At 41.0% G+C, this 25,610-nt stretch carries 20 protein-coding genes and 1 pseudogene; 5 read left to right on the forward strand and 16 right to left on the reverse strand.

Going from position 1 to position 25,610, the window contains the following annotated elements; genetic code table 11:
- Positions 1 to 566: 566 nt before the first annotated feature.
- On the reverse strand, positions 567 to 2,141 hold the full coding sequence (locus HWQ37_RS19230; RefSeq protein WP_292749737.1) for an AAA-like domain-containing protein: 1,575 nt from the start codon (positions 2,139 to 2,141) through the stop codon (positions 567 to 569).
- A 138-nt stretch (positions 2,142 to 2,279) separates the two neighbouring features.
- Complete coding sequence (locus tag HWQ37_RS19235; protein ID WP_292749739.1) at positions 2,280 to 3,686, reverse strand: AAA-like domain-containing protein; 1,407 nt, start codon at positions 3,684 to 3,686, stop codon at positions 2,280 to 2,282.
- Between the two features lie 433 nt (positions 3,687 to 4,119).
- Between HWQ37_RS19235 and HWQ37_RS19240 the strand changes: the two genes are divergently transcribed.
- The 3 genes from HWQ37_RS19240 to HWQ37_RS19250 all read left to right on the forward strand — a co-directional run bounded on the left by HWQ37_RS19240 (position 4,120) and on the right by HWQ37_RS19250 (position 6,747).
- A complete protein-coding gene (locus HWQ37_RS19240; RefSeq protein ID WP_292749777.1) occupies positions 4,120 to 5,079 on the forward strand; it encodes a protochlorophyllide reductase in 960 nt (319 codons plus the stop codon).
- Positions 5,080 to 5,227: 148 nt separating this feature from the next.
- The gene (locus HWQ37_RS19245; protein ID WP_292749741.1) at positions 5,228 to 5,704 is read left to right on the forward strand and encodes a DUF29 domain-containing protein; all 477 of its coding nucleotides are present in this window, start codon (positions 5,228 to 5,230) and stop codon (positions 5,702 to 5,704) included.
- 425 nt (positions 5,705 to 6,129) lie between these two features.
- A complete protein-coding gene (locus tag HWQ37_RS19250; RefSeq protein WP_292749743.1) occupies positions 6,130 to 6,747 on the forward strand; it encodes a TMEM165/GDT1 family protein in 618 nt (205 codons plus the stop codon).
- Positions 6,748 to 6,907: 160 nt separating this feature from the next.
- Here HWQ37_RS19250 and HWQ37_RS19255 read toward each other — a convergent pair whose 3' ends face one another.
- Positions 6,908 to 7,801 carry a tetratricopeptide repeat protein gene (locus HWQ37_RS19255; protein WP_292749745.1) on the reverse strand — a complete coding sequence of 298 codons (894 nt, stop codon included), beginning with the start codon at positions 7,799 to 7,801 and terminating at the stop codon, positions 6,908 to 6,910.
- Positions 7,802 to 8,179: 378 nt separating this feature from the next.
- Here HWQ37_RS19255 and HWQ37_RS19260 point away from each other — a divergent pair, with 378 nt between their 5' ends.
- Positions 8,180 to 9,229: a hypothetical protein gene (locus tag HWQ37_RS19260; protein ID WP_292749747.1), complete on the forward strand. Its 1,050-nt coding sequence runs from the start codon at positions 8,180 to 8,182 to the stop codon at positions 9,227 to 9,229.
- 100 nt (positions 9,230 to 9,329) lie between these two features.
- Here HWQ37_RS19260 and HWQ37_RS19265 read toward each other — a convergent pair whose 3' ends face one another.
- From HWQ37_RS19265 to HWQ37_RS19300, 8 genes and pseudogenes are all read right to left on the reverse strand, one after another.
- Positions 9,330 to 10,499: a homocysteine biosynthesis protein gene (locus tag HWQ37_RS19265; RefSeq protein ID WP_292749748.1), complete on the reverse strand. Its 1,170-nt coding sequence runs from the start codon at positions 10,497 to 10,499 to the stop codon at positions 9,330 to 9,332.
- Between the two features lie 151 nt (positions 10,500 to 10,650).
- Positions 10,651 to 11,039: pseudogene (locus tag HWQ37_RS19270) on the reverse strand (type II toxin-antitoxin system VapC family toxin).
- On the reverse strand, positions 11,036 to 11,275 hold the full coding sequence (locus tag HWQ37_RS19275; RefSeq protein WP_292749750.1) for a hypothetical protein: 240 nt from the start codon (positions 11,273 to 11,275) through the stop codon (positions 11,036 to 11,038). Before HWQ37_RS19275 ends, HWQ37_RS19270 begins: the two are co-directional and overlap by 4 nt.
- A gap of 49 nt (positions 11,276 to 11,324) precedes the next feature.
- Complete coding sequence (locus tag HWQ37_RS19280) at positions 11,325 to 12,476, reverse strand: AI-2E family transporter (protein ID WP_292749752.1); 1,152 nt, start codon at positions 12,474 to 12,476, stop codon at positions 11,325 to 11,327.
- Between the two features lie 90 nt (positions 12,477 to 12,566).
- Positions 12,567 to 12,758, reverse strand: coding sequence for a hypothetical protein (locus tag HWQ37_RS19285; RefSeq protein WP_292749754.1), 192 nt, complete (start codon positions 12,756 to 12,758; stop codon positions 12,567 to 12,569).
- A 276-nt stretch (positions 12,759 to 13,034) separates the two neighbouring features.
- Positions 13,035 to 14,027: a glycosyltransferase family protein gene (locus HWQ37_RS19290; protein WP_292749756.1), complete on the reverse strand. Its 993-nt coding sequence runs from the start codon at positions 14,025 to 14,027 to the stop codon at positions 13,035 to 13,037.
- 307 nt (positions 14,028 to 14,334) lie between these two features.
- Complete coding sequence (locus tag HWQ37_RS19295; RefSeq protein WP_292749758.1) at positions 14,335 to 16,104, reverse strand: WD40 repeat domain-containing protein; 1,770 nt, start codon at positions 16,102 to 16,104, stop codon at positions 14,335 to 14,337.
- A 392-nt stretch (positions 16,105 to 16,496) separates the two neighbouring features.
- Positions 16,497 to 16,892: a hypothetical protein gene (locus tag HWQ37_RS19300; RefSeq protein ID WP_292749760.1), complete on the reverse strand. Its 396-nt coding sequence runs from the start codon at positions 16,890 to 16,892 to the stop codon at positions 16,497 to 16,499.
- Positions 16,893 to 17,153: 261 nt separating this feature from the next.
- Here HWQ37_RS19300 and HWQ37_RS19305 point away from each other — a divergent pair, with 261 nt between their 5' ends.
- The gene (locus tag HWQ37_RS19305; RefSeq protein ID WP_292749762.1) at positions 17,154 to 17,831 is read left to right on the forward strand and encodes an SDR family oxidoreductase; all 678 of its coding nucleotides are present in this window, start codon (positions 17,154 to 17,156) and stop codon (positions 17,829 to 17,831) included.
- Between the two features lie 138 nt (positions 17,832 to 17,969).
- Here the strand turns inward: HWQ37_RS19305 and HWQ37_RS19310 are convergent, their stop codons facing one another.
- The 5 genes from HWQ37_RS19310 to HWQ37_RS19330 all read right to left on the reverse strand — a co-directional run bounded on the left by HWQ37_RS19310 (position 17,970) and on the right by HWQ37_RS19330 (position 25,313).
- Positions 17,970 to 19,022, reverse strand: a complete 1,053-nt coding sequence (locus HWQ37_RS19310) for an aromatic ring-hydroxylating oxygenase subunit alpha (protein ID WP_292749764.1) — start codon at positions 19,020 to 19,022, stop codon at positions 17,970 to 17,972.
- 379 nt (positions 19,023 to 19,401) lie between these two features.
- Positions 19,402 to 20,595, reverse strand: coding sequence for a pyridoxal phosphate-dependent aminotransferase (locus HWQ37_RS19315; protein WP_292749766.1), 1,194 nt, complete (start codon positions 20,593 to 20,595; stop codon positions 19,402 to 19,404).
- Between the two features lie 204 nt (positions 20,596 to 20,799).
- Positions 20,800 to 22,590, reverse strand: a complete 1,791-nt coding sequence (locus HWQ37_RS19320; RefSeq protein ID WP_292749768.1) for a DVUA0089 family protein — start codon at positions 22,588 to 22,590, stop codon at positions 20,800 to 20,802.
- Positions 22,591 to 23,539: 949 nt separating this feature from the next.
- Complete coding sequence (gene moeB, locus HWQ37_RS19325) at positions 23,540 to 24,712, reverse strand: molybdopterin-synthase adenylyltransferase MoeB (protein WP_292749770.1); 1,173 nt, start codon at positions 24,710 to 24,712, stop codon at positions 23,540 to 23,542.
- Positions 24,713 to 24,854: 142 nt separating this feature from the next.
- The gene (locus tag HWQ37_RS19330) at positions 24,855 to 25,313 is read right to left on the reverse strand and encodes a M67 family metallopeptidase (protein WP_292749779.1); all 459 of its coding nucleotides are present in this window, start codon (positions 25,311 to 25,313) and stop codon (positions 24,855 to 24,857) included.
- Between the last annotated feature and the right edge of the window lie 297 nt (positions 25,314 to 25,610).

Raw genomic sequence — 25,610 nt, forward strand, 5'->3', positions numbered from 1 at the left:
GTTCCCTCCCCTTTGCAAGGGGAGGGTTAGGGTGGGGTAAAACCTTGGTTAATCAACTATTTAAAACTTGTGTTTACACCGCAGCCAATAAAGGGGAGGGTTAGGGTGGGGTAAAACCTTGGTTAATCAACTATTTAAAACTTGTGTTTACACCGCAGCCAATAAAGGAGAGGGTTAGGGTGGGGTAAAACCTTGGTTAATCAGCTATTTAAAACTTGTGTGTACACCGTAGCCTTTATAAGGAGAGGGATTGAGGGTGAGGTAAGCCATGAACATAATTAATATGTTATTTAATTCTTATTCCTTAATGTTCAATTATCGCACTAAATCAATATTGGCGTGGAAAGATGACCCCTACTTCTAGTCAACAAACCTATACTGACTTACTGATTCAGTATCAGCCTAAGCCAATTAAAACACAACAGGAGTATAAAAGAGCCTTATATGGAGCCAACTTCTTTAGTCGGGGTTTTTGACACAGTTGAGATTGTTAGGGAAGTGGTTAATGGTCAACGGAAAGTTAGCCAATCTCAAGCTGAGTCGCTAGCTAAGTTTTTTAATGACCATTATTCTGAGCTTTCTCTAACAGCCCTTGACTTTGGACAGTGAGAAAATTGAAGGGATGTAGTAATATCGATGCATTTTAGCTGTGATTCTAAAACATCAATCTTTCGTAAAAGCGACACTCCCCACACTAGAGAAATCACCAACTTAATAGTCATACCTACGAGCAAAAGTGTCACTATTGTGGCATTTTTCTTTTGTTGAACTAGCCTTTTTTGTTGTTCTGCAAGTCGTGCTTCGACTTCTTGAGCGCGTTCAGCCTCTAATGCTTGCTGCATTTCTCGCCGATCTAATTCTTCACTAGCAGCTAAAAATCGATAATCTAAGTTGCTCAAACTTTTACCATTCGCCCAAGTTTGGGCATCCATCAAGGCTTGTCCACGCAATAGGCGAGATTTATCATTTTGGTTTGAGGCTACCCATGCATTGAAGTTTTCGTAGTAGGGGCGCAAGCAAGCTAATTTTTTTCCAACCCATTCTAAATTGAAAACTTCTTGATAAATTCGGTTTTTTATTTGGAGACAACCTTGTTTTTTGATTACCAAACCAGATAGCAACAGTTCTACTTGTTCTCGACTATCATCGGCTGGTACTTTCAATCCTTGGAGGATTTGTTGATAAATTCCTAGCAATCTGGCGGCAGATTTTTCGTTTCTGAGGATGCGATCGCGAATAGTTCGTAAATGCTCCGGTTCATCTTGTGATTCCCATTTCTCGATAATGTGCGATCGCACCACATTTTCTATCCAAAACTCTTCTGTACCAGGAGGAATTTTAAGTTTTCTCCCTATATCATCTTGAGATAAATTTACAAGCAATCGACACAGTTTTTGAGTCAGAAATGGTTGCCCTTCTGTCCAAGCTAATACTTCTTTCAAAAGTTTCTGAGGATGATTGTCTTTAATATCTAATCCGAAAGAAAGTGGTTGGGCTTCTTCAAAAGTGAAACCATTTACCTCTATAGTTTTACCAAGATTAAACGGCTTAGTATTATTTTTATATATAATTAAATCTGAAGGTGTAGCAACCCCGAAAATTGCAAATGTAATCCGATTATACTCTGGATCAATTGCTCGTTGGTTGTAACAGAACCTAATCAAGTTAAAAAAGTCATCAACAGAGAAATCGAGGCTGAGTATACTATCAACTTCGTCAATAAAAATAAATAGTCTTTCGTTAGGAAACTGAGTTAACAAAACTTCCGAAATAAACCGACTGATTTTCTGAACCGAAGAAAGATCGTTTTGTTCTTGCCACCAAGTTTTTAAATTAACTTTTCCTAACAGTTTAAAACTCAACCATAAGTCACCGACAACTCCTTTATACCACTGCTCTGGAGTGATATTTTCACAACCGATATTAGTCATATCAATTGTGGCACATCTAAAGCCCTCTTTTTGCAAGCGGTGCTTTGTTTTTACCATAAGTGAAGATTTACCCATTTGCCTACAGCTTAAGATGTAGCAAAATTCACCCTGTTTCAAAGCTTCGTAAAGTTCCACATCCGCTCTGCGCTCAACATAACTAGGAGCGTCATTAGTAAGAGTACCACCAACTTGGTATCGATAATTTTTCATTTAATTGATTTTTAGTTTTAAATTTGTTCTATCTCTCAATCCAGAAATTTGTATGGGTAAAGTTGATAATATTCCCATATCTCGATGAGATAGTAGGTTCATAGTAAAAACTTTAGTACTTACGATGAACCCTGAAAACTAGCTGGAAAATTTACTAGAAGTATTAGCAATATTTTGTTTTCCAAACTGTTGAGTAAAATAAAGACGATATAACTCACATATAGAACTAGCTTGATTACCGTTTAGTTTAACTAAACCCATACTTTCTAGTTTATAAGCAGCGATCGCGTCTAACTCTACTTTTTCATCTGTTGCAATTACCTCCTCCATAGCTGACATTAATTCTGGTTCTTCTTGCAGTAGTGTTAACAGTTCTCGTAAATGCTGACCGTAAATTCCTACTGGTGTAGATGCGGTTTCTAATAACACCTCCAGCGTCATTTCCCCCTGACATAAATGATAAAATGCAAGGCTGACCAGATAGGGATGTCCTCCTACCATTGCTTGTAGGGGTGCAAGGCGTTTTGCCCCTTCCGAATCTGCTGCCCAATCTAGTCCATAACGTAATGCTAAATTCTGTACCTGCTTAAGGGTAAATGGTGGCAGTGTAATTGTTATCCCTACATTGAAAGGCGATTGGTTGAGTTTAAGCGGAATATAAATTTCTGTTGTGTGAACCACCACCATCCGCAGTTTTTGCCAAGTCCGATCTTGCTTTGCTTGTTCATGCCAAAATCGCAGCATTGGTAAAAAGTCTTGGGCAATATTGGGATGCTCAAAAATCCGATGGACTTCATTTAAAGCCAAAACTAAAGGATTATCATTAATGTATTGCAACACATAAGCTTCAAAATAGATTTTGCAGCTTACCTTGCTGCCCATTTCCATATCCCAAAAATCATCTAGATAGGCAGTGAGATTTAACTGTCTACTGACATTGACACAAAACCAACGCAAAAATTTATCAAGGGAAGCAAAAACGTCTGCGTCAGCTTCTTGAAAGTCCAAATAGACAATTTGATAATCTTGCTCTTTAGCATAAGCAATCATCCGATTGAGCAGGGAACTTTTTCCCATCTTTCTAGGTGCTTTGATCCTGATTAAGCAACCAGGATGTAAAACCTCATTACAAACAAGTTCTTCCAGGGGAGGGCGATTGATGTAAAAAGGAGAATCTAGTACTACAGGGCCGCTAGGAAATTCTATCTTGCTTGCTGAAAAAAAGTCTGGAGAAACCATTTCTAAGCTAAATTCTTCACCGAACTTTTGTTGGATTTGATTTTCGTGATTACCTATCTCGTCTTGCAAATGTTTATTCAAGGATAAATGCAGATTTTTTTTCGTTACTCTTTTTCCAAGTGCTATGGAAAGGTCTTGCCACAACTCAGAACCAACTTCCTTGATATAATTGTTACCGTAGCCTGACACCTCTGCCATTTCACCGTAAGTTTTGCCCAACCACGATTGATAAAGCACAAACCACTGAATTGAACCGAGAGGCTTGTCTTGGAGAATTTTTTTTACCGATTGTAGAAGCTTATCCACAGCGTATAAATTGTTAAACAGCTAGGAAATTTATTTATAGCGGTTTTTGGTTGAGTGAGGTAAAATAACCACACCCACAATTGCCTCCCTCGCAATCGAGAAGGTGACTATGATGTATCTTATATAATTAGAAAACGCTATATACTTTTTGGACTAGTAATAATATACATCTGAAAAACTACTTGAAATCAGAAAATTCAAGATTGCATTGGTACAAGTTTAAACTCTATTAGGACATCAAAAATATTATTGTAATTATATTTTTTTGAGCAATTTCTGTATAATTATATACTTTTAGGGTGACGATTAGTCTCTGTTATTTGGAGTACGAGGTTAGTTCAGTCTGATGCAGCCTTGAAAAAGCTGATGACAATCATGGCTCACTGGTATGAGATCCTAGAGACAGTCAATGGATGCTCAGACGCTCAACAGAATGGAACAACATCAGAAACCAACGGTTATAATTACAGGTGCTTCTTCGGGGGTGGGTTTATATGCTGCAAAAGCTCTTGCTGAAAAGGGATGGTATGTGGTGTTGGCCTGTCGGGATTTAGCGAAGGCACAAAAAGCTGCCCAAGCTGTGGAAATTCCCTACAACAGTTACACCAGCATACATATTGACCTTGGCTCCTTGGAAAGTGTTCGCCAGTTTGTGAAGAACTTCCGAGCCACTGGAAAGTCTTTAGACGCTTTGGTATGCAACGCTGCAATTTATATGCCCTTAATCAAGGAGCCGTTACGCAGTCCAGAAGGTTACGAGTTAACTGTCACCACCAATCATCTGGGGCATTTTTTATTGTGCAACCTGATGCTAGAGGATCTGAAGAAGTCATCTTTAGAGCCAAGGCTGGTAATTTTAGGAACCGTCACGCATAATCCAGACGAACTGGGTGGGAAGATTCCACCACGTCCCGACTTGGGCGACTTGCAAGGCTTTGCAGAAGGGTTTAAAGAGCCGATCGCAATGATTGATGGCAAGAAATTTGAACCAGTCAAAGCTTACAAAGACAGCAAGGTTTGCAACGTGCTGACTATGCGGGAACTGCACGATCGCTATCACGAGTCAACTGGTATCGTCTTCAATTCTCTTTATCCAGGATGTGTTGCAGAAACGCCGCTATTTAGAAACCACTATCCCCTGTTTCAGAAAATCTTCCCACTATTCCAGAAGTATATCACTGGGGGATATGTGTCTCAAGAGTTGGCGGGAGAACGGGTTGCTGCGGTGGTTGCCGATCCTGAGTATAGTCAATCCGGTGTTTATTGGAGTTGGGGAAATCGCCAGAAGAAAGATGGTAAGTCTTTTGTGCAAAAAGTCTCTCCTCAAGCTCGTGATGACGAAAAAAGCGATCGCGTATGGGAACTAAGCACAAAATTGGTTGGACTTGCGTAATCAGCTAGGAGGTGGCGTTACCCTTGTGCATGACTCATAGATTCATTTTTTTGAATCAATTGGCATTATGTGCGGGTAAGTAATGGTTGAGGTGATTATTACGTCACCTCTAACTTTATTTATGTGAGATATTATCTAAATATTTCCTATGGAAACTGCCATGTCTTCCCAAAAGGCGCATTCCCAAACTCTATATGAGACTGATTACTTGCAATGGATAGAAACGACTGTAGAAAAATTGCAAAGTCAGGATTACGCAAACGTTGAGTGGGAGAACCTAATTGAAGAAATTGCCGATATGGGAAGGAGTGAGCGCCGGAGTCTCAAGAGTAATCTGATTGTAATTCTGATGCATTTGCTCAAATGGCAATTTCAGCCCGACAAACGAAGCGGTAGCTGGGAAGGAAGCATAATTGAACATCGTAGACGTGTCCAAGAAGCTCTAGATGATTCACCTAGTCTCAAATCCTATGTTGAGACAGTTTTTGCTGAGTGTTATGCACAAGCAGTTAAGCAAGCAAAAGCTGAAACTGGCTTGTCAATGGAATCCTTTCCTTTGAACTGTCCATACCAGCTAACAGAAGTCACAGATGATGAGTTTTTACCTCATACCAATTCTGTATGAAGATGCGCTAAACCATAAGTACAAAAAAGAAAAACGAACCGCAAAGGACGCAAAGGGCACAAAGAAAGAAGTTAAAAGGGTTTGGCGCAGCCTCACAAAGAAATGGTATCAGTAAGTACTGAATCGGTCTGTATGTGCTGTTTCACTCTAAAGTTATAGCTCTCCATTCCCTACTACCTTGACTTATACATGGGAAATATATATAATTGCGATCGCATAGAAGGGGAGTAGCTGCTGGCTAAAAAAATAGAAAGCCAGTACATCTGAATCAACATACTGGCGATGAGCCTGGTTCAGGTGGCAAATAATCAATATTTGAAAGCGAGACCTTCACTAAGTTCACACCGAAAAGTGTAAACTTGGTGAGGTCTTTTGGTTCTCATCAAGCTTCACATCGGTAAACGATTCTTCAGGAGCTTGAGAGAGTGTTAACAGCTTTTACCGCAGGTTTATTACTAATTACAGTTTCAGAATTGGGCGATAAAACATTTTTTATTGCTGTGATTTTGGCAATGCACCACCCTCGGCGGCTGGTGTTTGTAGGTGTGACAGCTGCTTTAGCCGCGATGACAATCATTTCGGTGCTATTTGGACACGCGATATCTTTTTTACCAAAAGTTTATATTCATTACGCCGAAATAGCTTTATTTATAGCCTTTGGTATCAAGCTGCTCTTTGACGCTAGTAAGATGTCTGCTGCTTGTGATACAGAAGTTGTAGAAGAAGCCGAAGCTGCGGTAAAACAAGCAGATTTGCAGTTACCAAAGCAAAAAACTGAGTTAGCAATTGTCATAGAAGCCTTTGTGTTGACATTTATGGCAGAGTGGGGCGATCGCACCCAAATTGCCACCATTGCCCTAGCCGCAGGTAATAATCCCATTGGAGTCACAATAGGTGCAATTTTTGGACATTCAATTTGTGCTGCGATCGCAGTTATCGGTGGCAAAATGATTGCCGGTCGCATTTCTGAGCGTCAAATCACCTTTCTTGGCGGATGCCTGTTTTTAGTCTTTGGTATCGTCGCTGCCATTGAGGGAGCGTGAGGGGATGGAAGAGGGGGAGCAGGGTGCAGGGAGACAAGGGAGACAAGGGAGACAAGGGAGATAAACAAAACTCCGAACTCTTGTACAGACGCGATTCATTGCGTCTCTACTCCGAACTCTTGTACAGACGCGATTTATCGCGTCTCTACTCCTAACTCCATTACTTAGGCGTACTTTCCAATGAAGGCGCGGCAGATGGAGCAGATTTAGGAATGGGGGAAAACGTTGCTGCCTTCTTAATTACGTCTTTGTACTGAGCAGGTGCTAAAGCTATGGCGCTATCAAACAAAAGTTTTGCATCTGCGTCTTTGCCCTGTTTTTTCAATAGCATGGCTTTTGCCACCACGGGGCGGAAATCCTTGGGATCTTTCTTAATTGCTTGGTCATAAACAGAGCTAGCTTGAGCATAGCGTTTCTGGGAAGCGTGAACAGAACCTAACAACACCTGCACGGCTACTGTATCTACACTTCCAGGCTGAATTGTATTTGCTTGGGCTGCGTTAGAGAGAGTTTCTTGCAACAAACCAATGGCTGCTTCCGGGCGTTGCTGACTCATCAACAGATCCACCATTCCTTGCAAAGCCTTCAAATCGCCTGGTTTCGTGGACAAAATCGAGCGATAAGCTTGAGCGGCTCCTTCGCGATCGCCAATTTGTTGTTTGGCTTGAGCTAGTAACACTGAATATTCTGACTGTTCGGGATTCAGCTTTGCTAGCTTTTCTAGGGGTTCAATGACAACTTGAATATCAGCTGGTTTAACCTCACTTTTATCTTTTTGACTCAGTAGTTGCAGCCGCGCTTGTAACAAACCCTTAAGCGCAGTCTGATTTTCTGGTTCCCTTTGCAAAACCAGTTCATAACCCCGTACTTCGTCTTCCAGTTTTGATTTTTGGTCAGCAGAGGGCGAACTGCCTCTGGTGCTTGCGGTATTCTGACTTGAGGGTGGCGTATTATTAAATGCTCCAATTATGGGAATCACCGAAACACCCACAAAAGCAAGAATTGCCACCGCTAAGACGACTTGAACTATCCAACGATTGCGCGGTTGAGACACAATTTTGTCTTTCTCCTAAATTTTAATGACATTATCATTTACACAAATCGTAAAGTTAAAAATTTCCAAAACTTTGCGGAATACTGCCAATTGCCTGTGAATTTTATAACAATTAACTATCTACACTGCTAAAGTAAGTGATGACTTTAGGAGGAGCCGTGAGAATTGTTGCTATGATATGCTTCCGAAACTAGTGTAAAGGCCTAAAATTACATATTTAGTGTTCATACACTAAATTTAGCGCCTTTAGGATTGTATAGAGTACCCTAGTGTGATTTTGTGAAAAGCCAATATACTTTCATCAGTCGCACAAATGCTCTTTCCAGCTGCCTTTGTAAAATCCCACAATGGGATGTGTCTCCGCCGCAAGGAGTTTTTATGAATTCCGACCTGATGCCGTTGCCTGAATCTTCCAAATCTTCCAATTCTTCTGCCTCTAACCAGGGCCCAACTAACGTAGGGGCATCCGCTAATGTTCATATAGCCGCCAAGTCCTCTAAAGAAGTTGAAAATTTGCCTGTCAACCCCAGTGAGACTGACTCAAATGGGAACTTGATTAATCGACAGCAACCGATTCCGCCTCCCAGTGAACCGATGCAGTATCGAGCGATCGGCTTAGTCCGGGGTCGCTATCATGCTAGCAGCGAACAATTTACTCAAGGTACTCTGCTGACCGCAGATGGTGTAGAACTCAATGCCGTCCTCCTAGGCCGGATTATGAGCTTAGTCAAGAATCATCTAGACTTAGAAAAAGAACACTTGTGGGTAGTATATCCACGTACCAGACAAGAAAATGATACCTTGCACATCCAAATCGTCGGAGTTTGGGAGCCAGAAAATCTGGCTAAAAACTCAACAGATGAGGACGAATCGGATTTAGAATCGGATTTAGAGTTGCAAGAGTTACAGACACTCGATAATGGCTTATCTGAGAACTCTGAACTAAATACAACTGCCCCCAAACCTTCGTCAGAAGTTGCAGATGGTGGTTTTTCTGTTCGTGGTGAAGTAGTATACCAATCTTTTGATGCTAAAAGCTTGGTAGTCAAAATTAGGCAAGCCCCACGCAAATCAACTGACAAACCCAAGTATTTTAAGTTGAAATTGAGGGGTGTACTAACCACCAAAGCAGTAGGTAAATTCTGGGACTTCCAAGCCAAGAGGGAAGCTGACGTTTTGGTAGTAGAAAAAGCTGAAGCGATCGCTGATTTGCCCAAAAAACGCAGACCACCATTCAAAGGTGGGCCTCGTGCTGGCAGTGGTGGTGGTGCTGGTGGTAGAAAACCATTCCCCCCCAGACGCACTGGCGAAACCCCTCGCCCCATCAAGAAAACAAGTACAGGCGGCGACCCTTCAGTGGTGTCAAAACCTATACCAAAAACACCCGCTCCTAAACCCATCAAGCGACCAAAACCGACTCAAGAGTAGGGAATGGGGCAATTCAATTTTGGATTTTGGATTTTAGATTTTGGATTAAATTTCAATCTAAAATCCAAAATCTAAAATCTAAAATTCTTACTCCCCAGGATCAAAAATCCGTCCGCCGATCTTGGGGTAGAAAAGATCGATCCATTGGAATTGGGGAAACTGGTTCTGTGAGGGTAAACGTACCTGCTTCGATCCACTTTTTCAACTCTAGGGCGACTTGCCTAGAAAAAAACAAACTCGCTAAAGGGGCAGAGCGTATTGCTTTGCCTTCTATGGCGATCTTCCCAGATTTAAGTTGGGCGTAACTTACTAAACCAAAGGTGGGACGGACGCGCCGAGGAATGGAAAAATCCACTATTGGGGCTACTAAGTCTTGATCTTGGACGGCACAGTGTTCAACTACTTGTTCATTTAATACAGGTAGTGGCACGCCAACGCCTAACATTAATGAGGGTCCGTAACTTTTGAAGTAACACCCCCGCACCCAATGAGCATCCATTTGCTTGGCATCACCAATTAAAGCTAACGTGGCAGAAGGCCCAATCGGTGTACGATTAGGTAAACGCTTTTGTAAGGGGAAGTGCTGAGTGCCTTCCCAAGCGACATAGCCAATACCACCGCCTAAAAAAATTCGAGTACCTATACCAACGAGTTGCAAATCGGGGTCGTTGAGTAAGGGGGAAATAGCACCGGGATTAGAATAAACAGCATTCCCCAGACGCGGTTGTAAAGGCCCAAGATAGGTAAAGAGGGGGCGATCGCCACCATTTACACCTACAATAAAATTTTGATAAAGATTGCGCGGATTGAATAAATAAAACTGATTAATTGTGTCGCTGGTAATTGTAGTTTCAAAATTTGCTCTGGGGTAACAATCTGTTACTTGTCCTTGGGCTTTCACGTGTATAGATTTACCAGCGATCAAATCTTCGATTACATGACCGCCGCCACGTTCTCGCGCTTCTTCCCCATCCGTCGTCTCTACTGCACAACTTGCACCCAAATATAAATCTACTGCTCCAAAACCAGAGTATGCTGGCACACCATCTAACCAGCAGCGACGAATTTTTATCGGGGGATCGGTATGTCCCAGATTAATAATTGCACCACTTGATTCCATCGGCTCAAAAGTACCAGTGGTAATTACATCAACTTCTTTAGTAGCTTTAGTAACACCGATTTCTACAACTCGTGCTTTTAACTCTTCAGTTGTCAATACCACCGCACGTTGGCGCTTAATTTTCTCGTTAATTTCTGCAATTGTTCGCATCTTATCAGTGCTTGCGCTTCCTGGTGAATGGTGAATGGGGAATAGTCAGCATATAATGTTTAACTTTTAAACCTTTAGTCTATAGCGCTTTATTTTTATTTAAAATCTTAAGGATCATACTTGACGTGTCTAGCATCATAGGCGACTAATCCTACTTAAGAGTTTGCACATTAGGATAGCTAAGAATTTTCGCGTCAACAGTTAACAAAGGACACCCATAATTTCTAGCTGTAGCTACAATAATTTGGTCAAAAGGGTCGCTATTAAATCCGCTTAATTGAGTTGAATCAACCACTATCGGCAGCGTCAAATTTAATAACTGTACTCCGGGATAAGCTAAAGCTGTTTCCAGCCATTCATTAACTGAACAAGAAAAAACCAGCCGATTTTTTCGACTAATTTAGCGACTTCCCAACAAGAAACAATATTTACTCCCAAACCCTGAGATTGATATTCTGCTATCCACTCTCGATACTTTGTAGTTAGTCTGGAGTTATCGTCAACCCACCAAACCCAGATATGCGTATCAAGTATGATCATTGCAAAACTTCCCAATCTGACAAGGCAACAGGTTCTGTTGGATGATCGTAACGGATTACTCTACCGCGCATGGGATAGAGATTTGTTTCTGGTTGGTTAGGCGCTGCTTCTTGAAGTTGTGAAGTTTTAGCTGATAGAATAATCACCTCCACAGCATCCCCCGCATAAAAAGGTAAGCCCCGCAGCATCAAGGTTCCATCTTCAGTTAAAACAGCTTCAATTTTGTGAGCTTCCATCTAACTACTCCTATTTGTTCATTATGTTCATTAATCAAAAATTGAGTGACTAATCTTCTGATTTCAAGATATCATCATCAATCGATGGCTTCTGATTAATATCTGCATTTTCTGCCTTCCAATTATCATCTGCTTCAGGAGATTGAGAAACTATCACAAACTCAGTCTCTTGTGTATGATTATTTCCCCATTCATCTAAAACATCTTTAATTAACACTTCTTGCAACCAAATCTTAGCGACGACTGTCAGGGGTAGGGCTAGAAATAATCCTAAAAAGCCAAAGAAAGTGACGAAAAATAGCTGGGCTATTAAGGTTATGGCGGGTAGCAATGAGACTTGATGCGCCATGACAACAGGCGTGATGAAATTACTCTCAATCTGTTGAATGATAAAGTAGAGAATCAAAACAGCGATCGCTTTCCAAGGTTCATCTAAAAATGCGATCGCCATTGCTGGAATTACACTCATTGTTGGCCCCAGATTGGGAATCAGGTTAAAAAATCCTGCTAAAACCGCTAAAGCTAGTGCTGCCTTGACGTGCAAAATTGATAAGCCAATCAGACTCATCACCCCGACTACAAAGATGGCAATGAAAGCGCCTGTAATCCATCCCTCCAAAGAGACTTCACATTTATCTAAAATTCCATCTACCCGCCGCCGATAAAATGAAGGGAAAAGCCGCACAAATACTTTACGATAAGCTACGGGGTCGGCTAACATCATTCCTGTTAAAACCAACACTAGCAAAATCTTCAGGACGACTTCTAAAGAGCCAGATACAAAAGCAAAGGAGTTTCCCAGTAGCCGATTGGCGAAGGGCTGTATTTGTTGGATGAGACTATTGATATCTGGGATGTAAGGAACTAACTGATCGGGAATACGAGTTCTCAGGGCATCAAGCCAACTATTAAAGCGTCCAAACCCTTTAGGAACTTGATAGGTTAGTTCTTGAAACTGCTGGGCAAATGGCGGCACAATTAGCCAGAAAAAACCCACGACACCTGCAAAAAAGATAGCTACTGCTAGGAGGACGGCGAATCCGCGCCTCATCCCAAACCTTTGAAAGCGTTTCGCTAACCGATTTAAGGTGGTGGCTAACACAACTGCGGCAAACATAAGTAAAAGTACTTCCCGAATTTGCCACAGGATGTATAAACAAAGAAGTATGGCGATTAAGCCGATCCATTGACCGAGGTTCACAGGCTAACTCCCAACGGTTGGCGAGATGCGATTTTATTGTAATTCAGCTAGATTAGCTGATTTTAGGAACTTGTGCGTAAATGGTTTGAGTTAATTTTGTTTCTGTGTTTGAAATCGCCATAATAGCGCGATCGCTAGGATCGCAACCGGCAACAATACTATAATCAGCGCGTTGGTTGCTGTCGCCGGAATTGATAGACTTGGCCCTGCATACTTAATCAATGCTGATAACAAAGCCGAGAGTAAAAGCAGTTTTAGAATTAATCCTAGTTGATTTTCCATAAAAGTACGGCAATACAGATTGTTATGGTACACACAAATTTGCGCTGTACCATCTAGTTTCTACAATAAACCCACAGATACAATCCTTGTAGGTTTCACAAAAATATATATAATTTTTAGTATCTGTTCAGAAGTGAAGGATGTGAGGTGCGATCGCTACTGCACTTTGTTAGTGCTGTCTGAACTACAGACAACACATTATACACGACTAAAGCTATCCAAAAATTGACGAATAAATTTTCTGTAGATACGGCGATTTATCGCGTCTCTGCAACTTTATTTGATCCGAACTGGCTCAATTCTATATTTAGTTTTAATCAATTCAGGCAATTGTATCAAAAGTTTTTTCACTCTATCTTGAATATATTTAGGGTTTTTAGGTACACGTTTAGCTATATACCTTAAAAAAGCAATCTGATAACCAAACTTATATTGAATTGCAGAAAATATATTCGGCTTGACCGACTTAGCTAAACCTTTGTCTAGGTTTTTTAACTTTGATACTTCACGATGATATACAGGATGTTCTCCCCAAACACAGGCAAAGTGTACAAGAGCAGGAGATACCACCTGATTGTATTTTTTAAAAGTAGATTGACCTTTAATAGTATCTATATTAAAAGAACCACGAAGACCGATAGGTGTTCGCATCATCTGACCGCAATCTTCAAACATACTTTGATTGTGTAGCATCATAGCTAGGCCAAAAATACGTTCATCATTAGGGCCATCACCACGAAATTCACTAATACCTAGCTTTTTCCAGTCCCGCGAAAATTCTAGTGCTGTTTCAAAAAATGCCTTAGCAGTATCATTTTTCTCAAAATAATAGAGACCTCCATTAAATTTAGGCAATTTTGTCAGATTAAATCGTTTGAGTGTGTCATCTACATCAATGAATGTATCTTTATCACCTGCTTGAAGATATACATTACCTGCCACACTAAAACTTCTGCCTTTAAAATCATCAAAAATAAAGTTAATATCCCTTACTGCTAGACAATCACTATCAATGCAAAGTGTATATTCAAATGGAGAATAATCATAAACATGAAGCTTTTGTTTAACGTTAGAACCATATTCATCTCGAAGATTTATAACGTAATCATAAAGTTCGATTAACTCTCGATCGTTTTGATTGTCAGTAACAATAGCACGAGGAATATCTGGTGAATGGAGACGCAGAGAACGCGCCAATGACTTTGCCATTTCGAGATAATAAGATGCTCCGTAAGCATAGGTGATGATGCCACGTTGTGAAGTAAACATTATTTTTTACTAATTAACAGTATCCAAGCTTTAGTTTTCTACTTGCATTCTAACTTACAAGCGAAAATATGTATATCTACTAATATCAATCAAGCTTAAATTCTATATAAAGTGTCCGTAAAGTCTAGTCTAAATTTGGTTTTAATCTGTTTAAACACACCTGGTTGATCGTTTTTAAAACAACATTTTAAAAGCATAAACAGGTTAAAATAAAAAGGTATATGTGCAGCAAGAAACAACACAGACATCAGATTTTATATTTATCCAACCCTAAAATTAAATAAGTATTACGAATTACGAATTATCATTAACTGCGTTGCCAAATTTTAATTGTCTTATCCAAACTTCCACTGACTAACATTTCACCGGAAGCTGTGAAGGCTAATGCTGTGACTATATTCCCATGACCTGTAAATGTACCCAGCAATTCCCCGGTTTGTAAATGCCATAACTTGATAGTTTTATCAGCACTACCGCTAGCGATAATTTCCCCATCAGGACTTAAAGCGATCGCATATACTCTATCTCGATGCCCTTTAAGGGTATGAAGTAATTCTCCAGTCTCCAATTGCCAAACTTTAATTGTTTGATCCCAGCTACCACTCACAAGGATTTTACCATCTGCACTAATCGCTAAGGAACAAACGATGTGAGAATGACCCATGAGGGTATGTAGTGGTTGGGTATCTTTTAAACTTTTGATTCCTGTTTGGGGTGAAGTGCGCCAAACTTTGATTTTGCGGTAGCTACCTGTCACCAGAGTTTCGCCGTCTCGACTTAAAACTAGGGAATGAGCTGCTGTATCATCTAAAGAAAGTGCGATCGCAACTTGACGTTGCATCAAATCCCAAAACAGAATTTTTCTGTCATCTCCGCCTGTGGCTAACATTCGGCCATCTGGGGTAAAGGCAGCACAGCGCACTACCCCATTATGTTTGTGCAAAATATCTATCAAGTCTAAAGCGCCTACGTGCCAAAGCTTAATTGTTGAATCTGCACCGCAACTCACTAAAGTCTGTCCATCTGAACTAAAAGCTAGGGAATTTACTTCATCCACCAGCCCAGATATTACCCAAGGATACTCGGATAATGTCTCTATTAATTCACCCTTGCTTAAATCCCAGAGTTTTGTCTCTCCACGACTACCACTTGCCAATATGGGTAAAGCTTTGCCATTGTTACACCCGGAACTGAAAGCTAGGCAATTAATGCCTCTGGTGTGTCCTTGCAAAGTCTGCCAGCATTCCCAGTCACCGACTATACCCTTGAGACAATGTTCTGATGGTAGAGTCTGTATTGTATGTGCGATCGCTCTCTCATTAATTACTGGCGACGTGTCTTTTTTACCCATAAGTGATTCTAAATACCAACTCAACCCACCTGCATATAACAAATTACTCGGAGTTACATACAGTTTTGGTTCGCTAAATTCAAGTTGATTTGTAGGTAAAAAGCCAGTTATGATGCTTTGCTTCTCGTAACCTAAATTACCTGTAGATGGATAAAACAAACAGAGAAAAATTAATACTTGGTGATTTTTTAAATCTTCTTGAGTAACTGACCACCTAATTTTGTCTTTCTTAATACCATTAAAACTTTCTCTATCAGCGACGTAAACTTGAACACTTAGCTGGGGATGATCTTTGAGTGTATAAGAAAATTTGCTTTCGCCACACAAATTTCCCTCATCATCTAAAATCATGTTTTGCAAAGTATCTTGTGACACCTTTTTTACTAACTTCCCCAAGCGTTCAGTTATTACGCTGTCAACAATATGCTCCCGTAAAAGATAATCTTGGGCTTGTTGTTGGAAGTATTTGGGAAAAGGTATCGTCCAGTCAGGAGGCTCAGGATATTCCGGCGGTGTCGGCGGCGGATTTTTGGCGAGAACTTCTGCTTGTTGGCGAGAAAGTTCTTGGAGTCTTGCCAATGGCTCACCCCAAAGAGCGATAACTTCAGTGTGACAACCTTTAACTTGACTTTCCAGCAAAGATAAGTCATAAGTTTTAGGTTTTTTCACACGTTGAAGGAAGTCAGTTTGTTGAGCTTTGAGTAAGCTAATCCAATCCATCTGCATTCCTACGGCAAACTATTGCATACCTACGGTAAGCTATACAAATACAATTACTCAAGTTTATAACCTTAGTTAATTAAAAATTCAGTAATATTAACAGTCTAATAAAACACAGCCATTGACCAATGTTTCCCAGAAAGAGATAGATGGATACCACTTAGACATTTCATGAACTGATGCAATTGAAGTATATAGAATTAGATGATATCAGTCAATTCTAACGGAGATAGAGAAAGAGATACTGTTTCTAGAGCAACACTTCTAGCTGCGAAAGAAAGTTGAATTTGAGAAGTATTTCAAAGATTGCAGCAAATAGCTAGATAAAAATATCCTAGTAACGATAATTCTCGGAGATATCATCTAAAATCGGCATAAATAGGACAGATTAGCTAATTTTAACCTTTGCGTTTTGGTTGTCTGGGTGTATTACTTACATCAGAGGAGTCGCCAAAAGTGTCCCTTGCTTCGATCTGTTTAATTTTCATTTGCAAGTTCAAGTCATCACTGCTAACAATTGTTTCTAAATTTGCTAATCTCCGCTCTAGCAGTTCTATTTGCTGCTGTTGCAAATAGTTAGTTTTTGATTTTTGCTCATCAGAACGCCAAACAGCAACAGTACCAATAGCTGCGCCACCAATAGCAACTAAAGGAAGAATAGCACCGCTTCTAGTCACGGCTGACAGTGGGACGCAAACTCCCAAAATGGCAACTGTAATTACCCAAATTCTTGTGGTGGCAGATAATCTGACATCTTGGTATTGTTCTAGATTGGGTTGAGGTTTTTTAGCCATAAGTTTATCCACAGAAAAGTTATTTGCTAGATTGGCACAATTGTTTATTAAAATACTTCCTACAATAGGGTTAAGTAAATCAAAAGGTAGGGTGTGTTACGTTTTTAGTCTAATGTGCTATGTAGACTACTGAGATTTTTTCCAAAATCAAATATGATTCCTACCTATATGTTATGTAGGGGTGTGTTAAGGGCTGATGTCATGGAAAACATGACAATCCTCTGATAAAATCCTTTGAGCATAAGTAGCGTTAAGTTTATTATGACAAGTGCATCTTATATTTTTCTGGCTGGAGCAAGTCGCGGTGTTGGTCGAGAAATAGCTCAATATCTCACAGCGCAACAGCTAAAAGTCAAAGCACTCCTGAGAACAGCGGCAGTTGCTAGTGAACTAGAAACAATCGGTATTGAAGTAGTTCAGGGAGATGCCTTGAATCTTGGCGATATAGAACGCGCAATGGTGACAGATGAACCTATTCACACCGTTATCAGTACAATTGGCGGTTTACCATCAGATGTCGAAAGACCGGATTACCCTGGTAATAGAAATCTGATCGATGCAGCAGTTAAAGCTGGGGTGCAAAAGTTTATTCTTGTATCTTCCATTGGTGCTGGCAATAGTGTTGTTGCTGCCTCACCCCAAGTTTTAGAGGTACTGGGAAAAGTTTTAGCTGAGAAAGACAAAGCCGAACAACACTTAATTGCCAGTGGACTTACCTATACAATCATCCGTCCTGGTGGACTCAAGTCAGAACCAGCAACGGGTAATGGCGTTTTGACTGAAGATCCCCACATTATTGGTAGTATTAATCGTGCAGATGTCGCGCAGTTAGTTGGTCGCTGTTTAAATAGCCAACGTGCCAATAATAAAATATTGTCTGCCGTAGACCGAAATATGCTATTCGGACAAAGAGAATTTGCAGAATTTATTTTGGAGTAATTTATCGAACAGAATTCAGGAGTCAGGAGTCAGAATTCAGAATGAATTCTGTATGACACAACGACCGGCTCAGTGCATCGCTGGCGGATGAATAACTGATTGATTCTGACTCCTGAATTCTGACTTCTGAATTCTTCTTCAAGCACGCCACCGGAGTATTTGACCCTTGACAGGATTCACAAATTCTCGTTTTTCAGCGACAGATCGAGCATACTCCCGCTTTAACTGGTAATACCACTGGGCTTGCATATCTGAATCTTTAATCAGCCGCAGCACAGGGTTATATTTCAGACCAATCTGTTGTTTTTCTACAACCGTTCGGTCTTGGCCAATGAAAGTCCGCGCCAGCACGTGTAACAGTGGTTTGAAAAATCCCACCCAAGGAAGTGTCCAGTAAAGAGCAAAAGTTACCTCCGTTTCTGTGTCTGAAATTGGTGTAACTGCTGTCAAATTAACGACTCGATGATTGCCAATGGTGGTTTCTTCGATTCTGACTCCAGGTAAACGAAAAGAAATCTCCGTTTCTGGGACACCACCGCCAATCAGCCAGTATAATCGACCCCCATTCGCTGGTAATCGGTGTCGTCGCATCGTGAAACCGTAGGGCGAAGCATCAAATTGCTTTACTTCCTCATGCAATTGCTCATTTCGCCACCACCAAGCGCGATGAACGTAGGGTGAATGAGCCGGGTCCATCAGACCTACTACTGCATGATCTATAAAACAAGGGAATTTTACCACCTCTATGAACTGGTGAGAGCGATCGCCAAACCCTGGAATTACCGGAATTTCCATCTCCGAAGCAGGTTGAGGGTTATCGGGATCGACCATATATATCCAGATATTCCCTTGGGCTTCGCGGATTGGATAAGACTGCACGTCGAAGCGACTCAAATCCATTTGCTGCTCCTCCACAAGAGAAGGTATCGTAGTACAGCGCCCAGCCGAGTTAAAGCGCCAACCGTGGTAACAGCATTCCACTTCTTGCCCATTGAATCTGCCACAACTCAAAGGCACACCACGATGGGGACAAATATCGGTCATTGCAGACACTTTACCATCCTGGTCACGAATTAACAGCACTGGTTCCCCTAAGAAAATGCGGCTGATCATCATACCTGGCTTGATTTGATCGCTAGGCAGAGCATAGTACCAAGTATTACGTAATACAAAATTATCGTTATTTTTCATGACTAATGGCCTCTGCCTTTGACACAACGAAAGTCCTGGTTTGTGGAAAGGAAGGTGATGCTAGAAAACATTCTTTCAGGTTTTTAATTGCTGTAGGTAAATTCAACTGATACAGTCGTGTTCGTAATTCTCTCAGATTTAGGTTGTTCTGGGAGGATTGCCTGTCCTGGCGAATGGAATTCGCGGCTATACAAACAAAAGCTACCGATCCTGGGTTTCAAATTCTTTGAGTCCGCGTGGTGCGCGAGGCGCAGCGCAAGCGCGATAGGCGGACTTCGTTTGTGTAGCCGCGATTTCTAATCGCCTGGTATATTTGCTTTTCAAACAACCTCTAACACACCTTAACGCCTTCTTGAAGGAGGCAGAAATTGGATGACTCCTAATTTCTAACTATAGTTTCCAAACCTTGTACTAATCTCTCTATACCTTCTTTTGCTGTCTCTTTTTGCAGCGCCCCATAAGCAACACGCAGATAACATCCATTATCCATACCAAAGGTTGTACCTGGAATAACTGCTACTTTATGTTCCTGAATCAGTCTTTTGACTAACTCAAAAGCATCCATCTGGGTATGAACTTTGAGGAAAAAATAGAAAGCGCCATTAGCAGGGATAATGCTACATAAGCCTTGGAGATGGTTAAGGGAGTCTAATACTAGTTGGCGTACTTCAGCAATGGCTCCTATATTACTCTTCAAATACTCATCTTTTGTCTGCAATGCCCCTAAAGCTGCATATTGAGAAATGACTGGCGGGCAAATCAAAATTGTATCCTGGACTTTTTTAACGGCGACAAGTAAGTGTTTAGGAATCACCATATAGCCAATGCGCCAACTTGCAAAACCGTATGCTTTGGAAAGGCTATAAAGAGAAATGGTGTACTCGCTGCTATTACTAAATGCACCAGGGGAAACGTGTTTTATCCCGTTGTAGGTAAAGTATTCATAAGCTTCATCGCTGATGTGGTAAATATTGCGAGTGCCTCCGGCACAGCTTCGCTGAACGCCACAAATTTGATTTACTTGGCGCAATGCCGCTTCAGAATAGACAACTCCAGTCGGATTATTTGGTGAAATCGTTACCACAGCCCGTGTTTTGGGAGTAATTGCTTGAGCGATCGCTTCTGGGCGTAATTGGTAATTTTCATCCGTCGCCACTAATACCGCACGACAACCAGCTATTGCGATCGCCATTTCGTGATTGAAATAGTAGGGCGTATTCAAAATAATTTCGTCGCCTGGGTTAGTGATCGCAAGAATGGCATTCATAAATCCCATATTGCTCCCTGCTGTCACGACGATGCAGTTTTCCCCGTTGATTTCAATGCCATTGAAGGCTTGCAATTTTCCGGCAAGCGCTGTCAGTAAGGGGGGAATTCCTTCAACTGATTTGTACAAATTATTGGCGGGTTCGGCTAAGAATTTGGCTAAAAATTCTCTGGCTTCTGGTGGTGGGTTGTAATAAACAACACCCTGTCCTAGAGAAATTGTTCCAGGAGAGTTTTTAATCAGTTCCCCAACCACAGGAATAATTGGCGACTGTATCTCCTGCATACGAGAGGTTAGGGATTTCATATTTCCTTGCTTATGTACCTGCTTTTAGTATCTCTTAATAGGGGAACAACCAACTAGTGGTCTGTCCCATTAAATATGATGGGTTATAAAAGTTTGTAGTAAGCACTTCAGTGCTTAAAATTGAGCGATAAATCGCTCACTACAAACCTTACAAAATTAATGGGACAGACTACTAAGGTACGTTACGCGAAACGCTACGTAATCTTATCCAACAGTGACTCCTAGTGTATAAGAAAAATCAGAACCAGAACTGATACCAGAGAAAGTTCCGCCATCTTGAGGGAAAGAAGGATATTTACTCACTGAAATGTAGTACGTACCCGCACCCAGAAAGCTACTAATTAATGACGAATTGCTACCGCCATTATCGTCATTACTTTGCAGTAAATTCCCAACTCCACTATTGTCAAACAGTCCGAGAACTGTATCTCCCGATGTTACAGTCTTAATAGTGACAGTTCCTGGATTTGCTAAAGAAAATTTAAAAAAGTCGAAATCAGGATTGTTCCCAGGTTGAATTGTGGCAATCTGGGCGGAAAGATTAATGTTTGAGCCTGATGATAAGGAACCTAACCCTTCAGCAGTGCCTAGTGTGTTGTTTGTACCTTCTCCAGGATTTTCCCCCTCAAAGAAAAGGAAATCATCACTATCAAGCCTGAGATTGTTTTTCCCCAGCGTAATACCGATGAACTCATCTGGTTCTCCTCCCGGTTTGTCTGCAAATATTCGTGTGTTGTTTCCAACAACTTGTAGGCGATAATCCTGTACAGATCCTTTGAGTTCAATTCGATCTTGGCTAGAGTCGAAGTCAGTAATAGTAGCGAAGTCCCCAAAACCAGGATTTGCGCTGTTGTTATCGTCGTAGAAGATATTTATAGCGTCTCCCAGGATGAATCTATCTGCCCCAGTCCCGCCAGTTAAGGTATCAGTTTCTCCTAATCCAGGTGGAAGCGGACTACCAGGAAAAGTACCGATGAGGATATCGTTTCCAGCTCCCCCATTGAGTATTTCATTGCCCGGCCCACCTTGTAGGCTATCATTGCCATCCTCACCATTCAGGATATCATTGCCATTATTACCGTCTAGGGTGTCATCACCCGCCCTTCCATTTAGAACATTATTAGAAGTATTACCAAAGATGAAGTTGTTAAAACTGTTACCAGTGCCAGTAATGTTGCCACCTTCCCTCAGTCTCAGGTTCTCTATATTGGCTCCTATTGTGTAGTTGACAGAAGACCGAACGGTATCTATACCTGAATTCACAGCCTCTGTAATGGTATCAAGAGTAGTGTCAACGAGGTAAGTATCGTCACCTCCTCCCCCATTCAAAGTGTCAATACCAAAACCGCCATCAATTGTGTCATTGCCCTTATTACCAAATAACTGGTTATTTTGGTTGTCGCCAGCAATGCTATCATTTCCATTTGTGCCGATGACATTATCAAAGTTGACGGCGGTAAATGACAATCTTCCCAAACCAGGAACGTTATTAGCTGCTAAACTTTGGGTTTGTAAGTTAACGGTGATAAATACCCCAGGCAAAGATTGAGATGCATCTATGGTGTTGTTGGCAACATTAGCATTAGCAATAACCTTTTCTACTTTAAAGAGTTGGTCTTTTCCTAATCCCCCACCCTTTTGAATGGTTCCGACACCTGACAAGGTAATGCTTTGACCTAATTGAGTGTAGTCTGCGGTATCAATGCCATCTCCACCATCAATATTGTCGTTACCCTGACTGCCTTTGAAGGTGTCATTACCTGCACCACCTTTTAAGGTGTCATTTCCACTGCCCCCATCAAGTGTATCATTGCCATCTCCACCGCTTAGACTGTCGTTCGCCGTCCCACCTGCAAGGGAATCGTTACCAGCCAAACCATTCAAGGTATCGTTACCGGAAGTACTATTGGCATTACCACCACTAGCCCAACCAACTATGGTGTCATTTCCCAAAGTCCCATTTATCGTGTCAGGATTTATAGTACCGAAAGCCATATTGTCTCTCCTAAATTTCTCACTAAACGCTAAATATGTAAGTTCAGCTTCAATCAAAGAACTATTTATCAGTTCAATGTAGATTACTTGTCATTTGCGTAACTTCATGTTAGAAAACATTAACTATTTAGTTAGCAACTTCTCAAGAAAAAATATCCAACTGCTTATTGTGGGCTGACCCGAAAAGTCGGCCTTTAGTTATGAGCAAAATGCCTACTCTACAAAATTAGATAATTTATTTCACAAAATTAGATAATTTATTTCTTGAAAATCCATTAATTGATTACGCAAATGATGTAAGTAATTAGGTCAAATATTTTGGTTGTTTTCCAACTTTTTAAACCCATGCTGTAATTATTTAATTATCATGAAGTACAAGGTTACACACACTTCTTTACCAAATCTTTAAAAAACTTTATAATCTGATTAATAAGATATTAATATAGCTTTGTAAAGCTTAAATTAAATATTTTTTAAATTTTACTGATTTATTTGGTTAATGTTGGCAGTTCAATGGGGTATTTTCATTAAGTTAAGTTTCAATATCATTGTTTTTGTTAAATAGGCATTATTTTTAATTGCAAAAAACCATTTATCTATTTAGATAAAGAAATAAGTTTATAACTATATAAGTTAAATTGATGTATTATCCAGAGGATTTTTATGCTTCATAACATTTGAGCTTTACATAAATTTTATATGCTTTTTTGGAAATTAGCGATATCTGCAATTTTTGTTAGCCTACGCATACCCAGAAAAAACATCTAAACAAATGTTTCAAATTGTGTACTAATGTTATGTTATGTATGCAAAACCCACATCTTTTAGCGATCGCCTGTAGCGAAAAATGGATAAAGTCAAGATCGGGATTGGGGACTTAAACCGGAAACTCGCTCTGCTGACGGCAGGAAACAGAGGGTAGTTTGCCTCCTGCCTCCTGCCTCTCTTGTTAATATTCTGGAACAGAAGGATCGATTTCTCGACTCCAAGCGGTAATTCCGCCTTTAACATTCGTCCCGACAATTCCGGCTTCCTTGAGAATGGCCAGGGCTTTTGCCGATCGCCCGCCCATCTTACAATGAGCAATTAAGCGGTGGCCGTTCAATATTTCCTTCACTTTAGCAACGCCATTTCCATTTTCAATATCTGGTAAGGGTACTAAAACCGAACCAGGAATCTTGGCAATGTCGTACTCATTGGGGTTGCGGACATCTAGCAGTACAAAATCCTTCGCACCGCTATCCAACAACTCTTTCAAATCCTTGACGGTCATTTCTTGACTTTCCATCTGCTGTTTTGCCTCCTCTGCCTTAGCTTGTGGAATCCCGCAGAATTCTTCGTAGTCTATCAGCTTTTCAATCACTGGGCGAATCGGGTTAGGACGCAGCTTTAACTCCCGAAATTTCATATCCAAGGCGTTGTATAGCAGTAATCGCCCACTGAGAGTGTTGCCTTGTCCCAGAACGATTTTAACAGTTTCGGTTGCCTGGATTAAACCAATAATTCCTGGCAAAATTCCCAATACGCCACCTTCTGCACAAGAAGGAACCATCCCTGGTGGTGGTGGTTCTGGGAAAAGGTCACGATAATTCGGGCCACCTTCGTAATTAAATACAGTAGCTTGCCCTTCAAAGCGTAAAATTGAACCGTAGACGTTAGGCTTATTCAGCAATACACAGGCATCGTTAACTAGATATCTGGTAGGGAAGTTATCAGTACCATCCACGACAATATCGTAAGGTTGAATAAGCTCCAGGGCGTTTTCCGAAGTCAGACGAGTTTCGTATAAATCAACCTGACAATAGGGGTTAATCTCGTGAATGCGGTTTTTTGCCGATTCAATCTTGGGTTTACCCACCCAGGATGTCCCGTGAATTACTTGGCGTTGCAGATTAGAAGTATCGACAACATCAAAATCGACAATCCCGATGCGTCCAATACCCGCCGCCGCCAAATATAAAAGTAGTGGTGAACCGAGTCCACCTGTACCGATACACATTACAGTAGCGGCTTTTAGGCGCTTCTGTCCTTCTAGTCCTACTTCCGGTAAAATCAGGTGTCGGGAGTAGCGTTCGTAATCGTCTTTGGTCAACTGGATTTCGTCCAGATTGGGATTGAGCATAGCAGTTATGATGTGGGAAAGCGGAATATTAATCCTATCGAAAAACTGGATCTTCTTATATAGAAGTAGGAGTCCCAAAGATGAATTTCCATCTGTGGTAGCGGCGAAAAGCGCTATGAGTGACTGTCTTTAAGCTAACCAGTTAAATTATATTTTCAATTTCTTCAGCTTGAAACTGATGAGTATCATCAAGGCTCCAACTTTTGAGTTCTCCAGCTTTGCCGTTTTGGACGGAAACTATTATATACGAGTATCCCTGCCAAGCGTATAAGCGATCGCATTCTGAGGGTATAGCAGGATGATCGGGGTGGGAATGAAAAATGCCGATAATGTTCAGCGATCGATCGCGTGCTTCCCTTTGTGTTTTTAACATAACTTCGGGTGCGATCGCATATTGCCGTCTTTTACTTTCTGTTGTGCGTTCCCCTGGAAACTCAGCCGCCGCTTCTGTATTCCAAGCATTTTCTGTTGGTATAACTTCTACCACAGTTTTGCCCTCATTAGCCAGATAGCCCAAAATTATACCACAGCACTCATCTGGGTAGGTGCTTTCGGCGTGGGTGCGGATGGTTTGCAAGTGTTCTTGGCTAATTTGTATCATGTCTGCGTTTGTAATTTTAGCAACTTCTAACAATTCTTGCTGAATGCGTATGCTAGCAAAAACCACAGGCGTTAGCGATCGCGCAGCCTTCCGCAGGAAAGCTTACCGTTCGCAGAGAAGGAAGGTATCGCAGAATTAAAAAAAGAAAACATATATTTTATATAACTCATCAAAACATTTACCTACTGAGTTATGCTTTCTTATGGCTTAGAAGTTAGAAGAATATGAAGAATATACAAAGCTCAGTACTTGTGTATACATTTATCAGCCAGGAATGTGAAGAGTATGCAAAGATGA

Source organism: Nostoc sp. NMS4, assembly GCF_017115095.1.
Taxonomy (GTDB): Bacteria; Cyanobacteriota; Cyanobacteriia; order Cyanobacteriales; family Nostocaceae; genus Nostoc.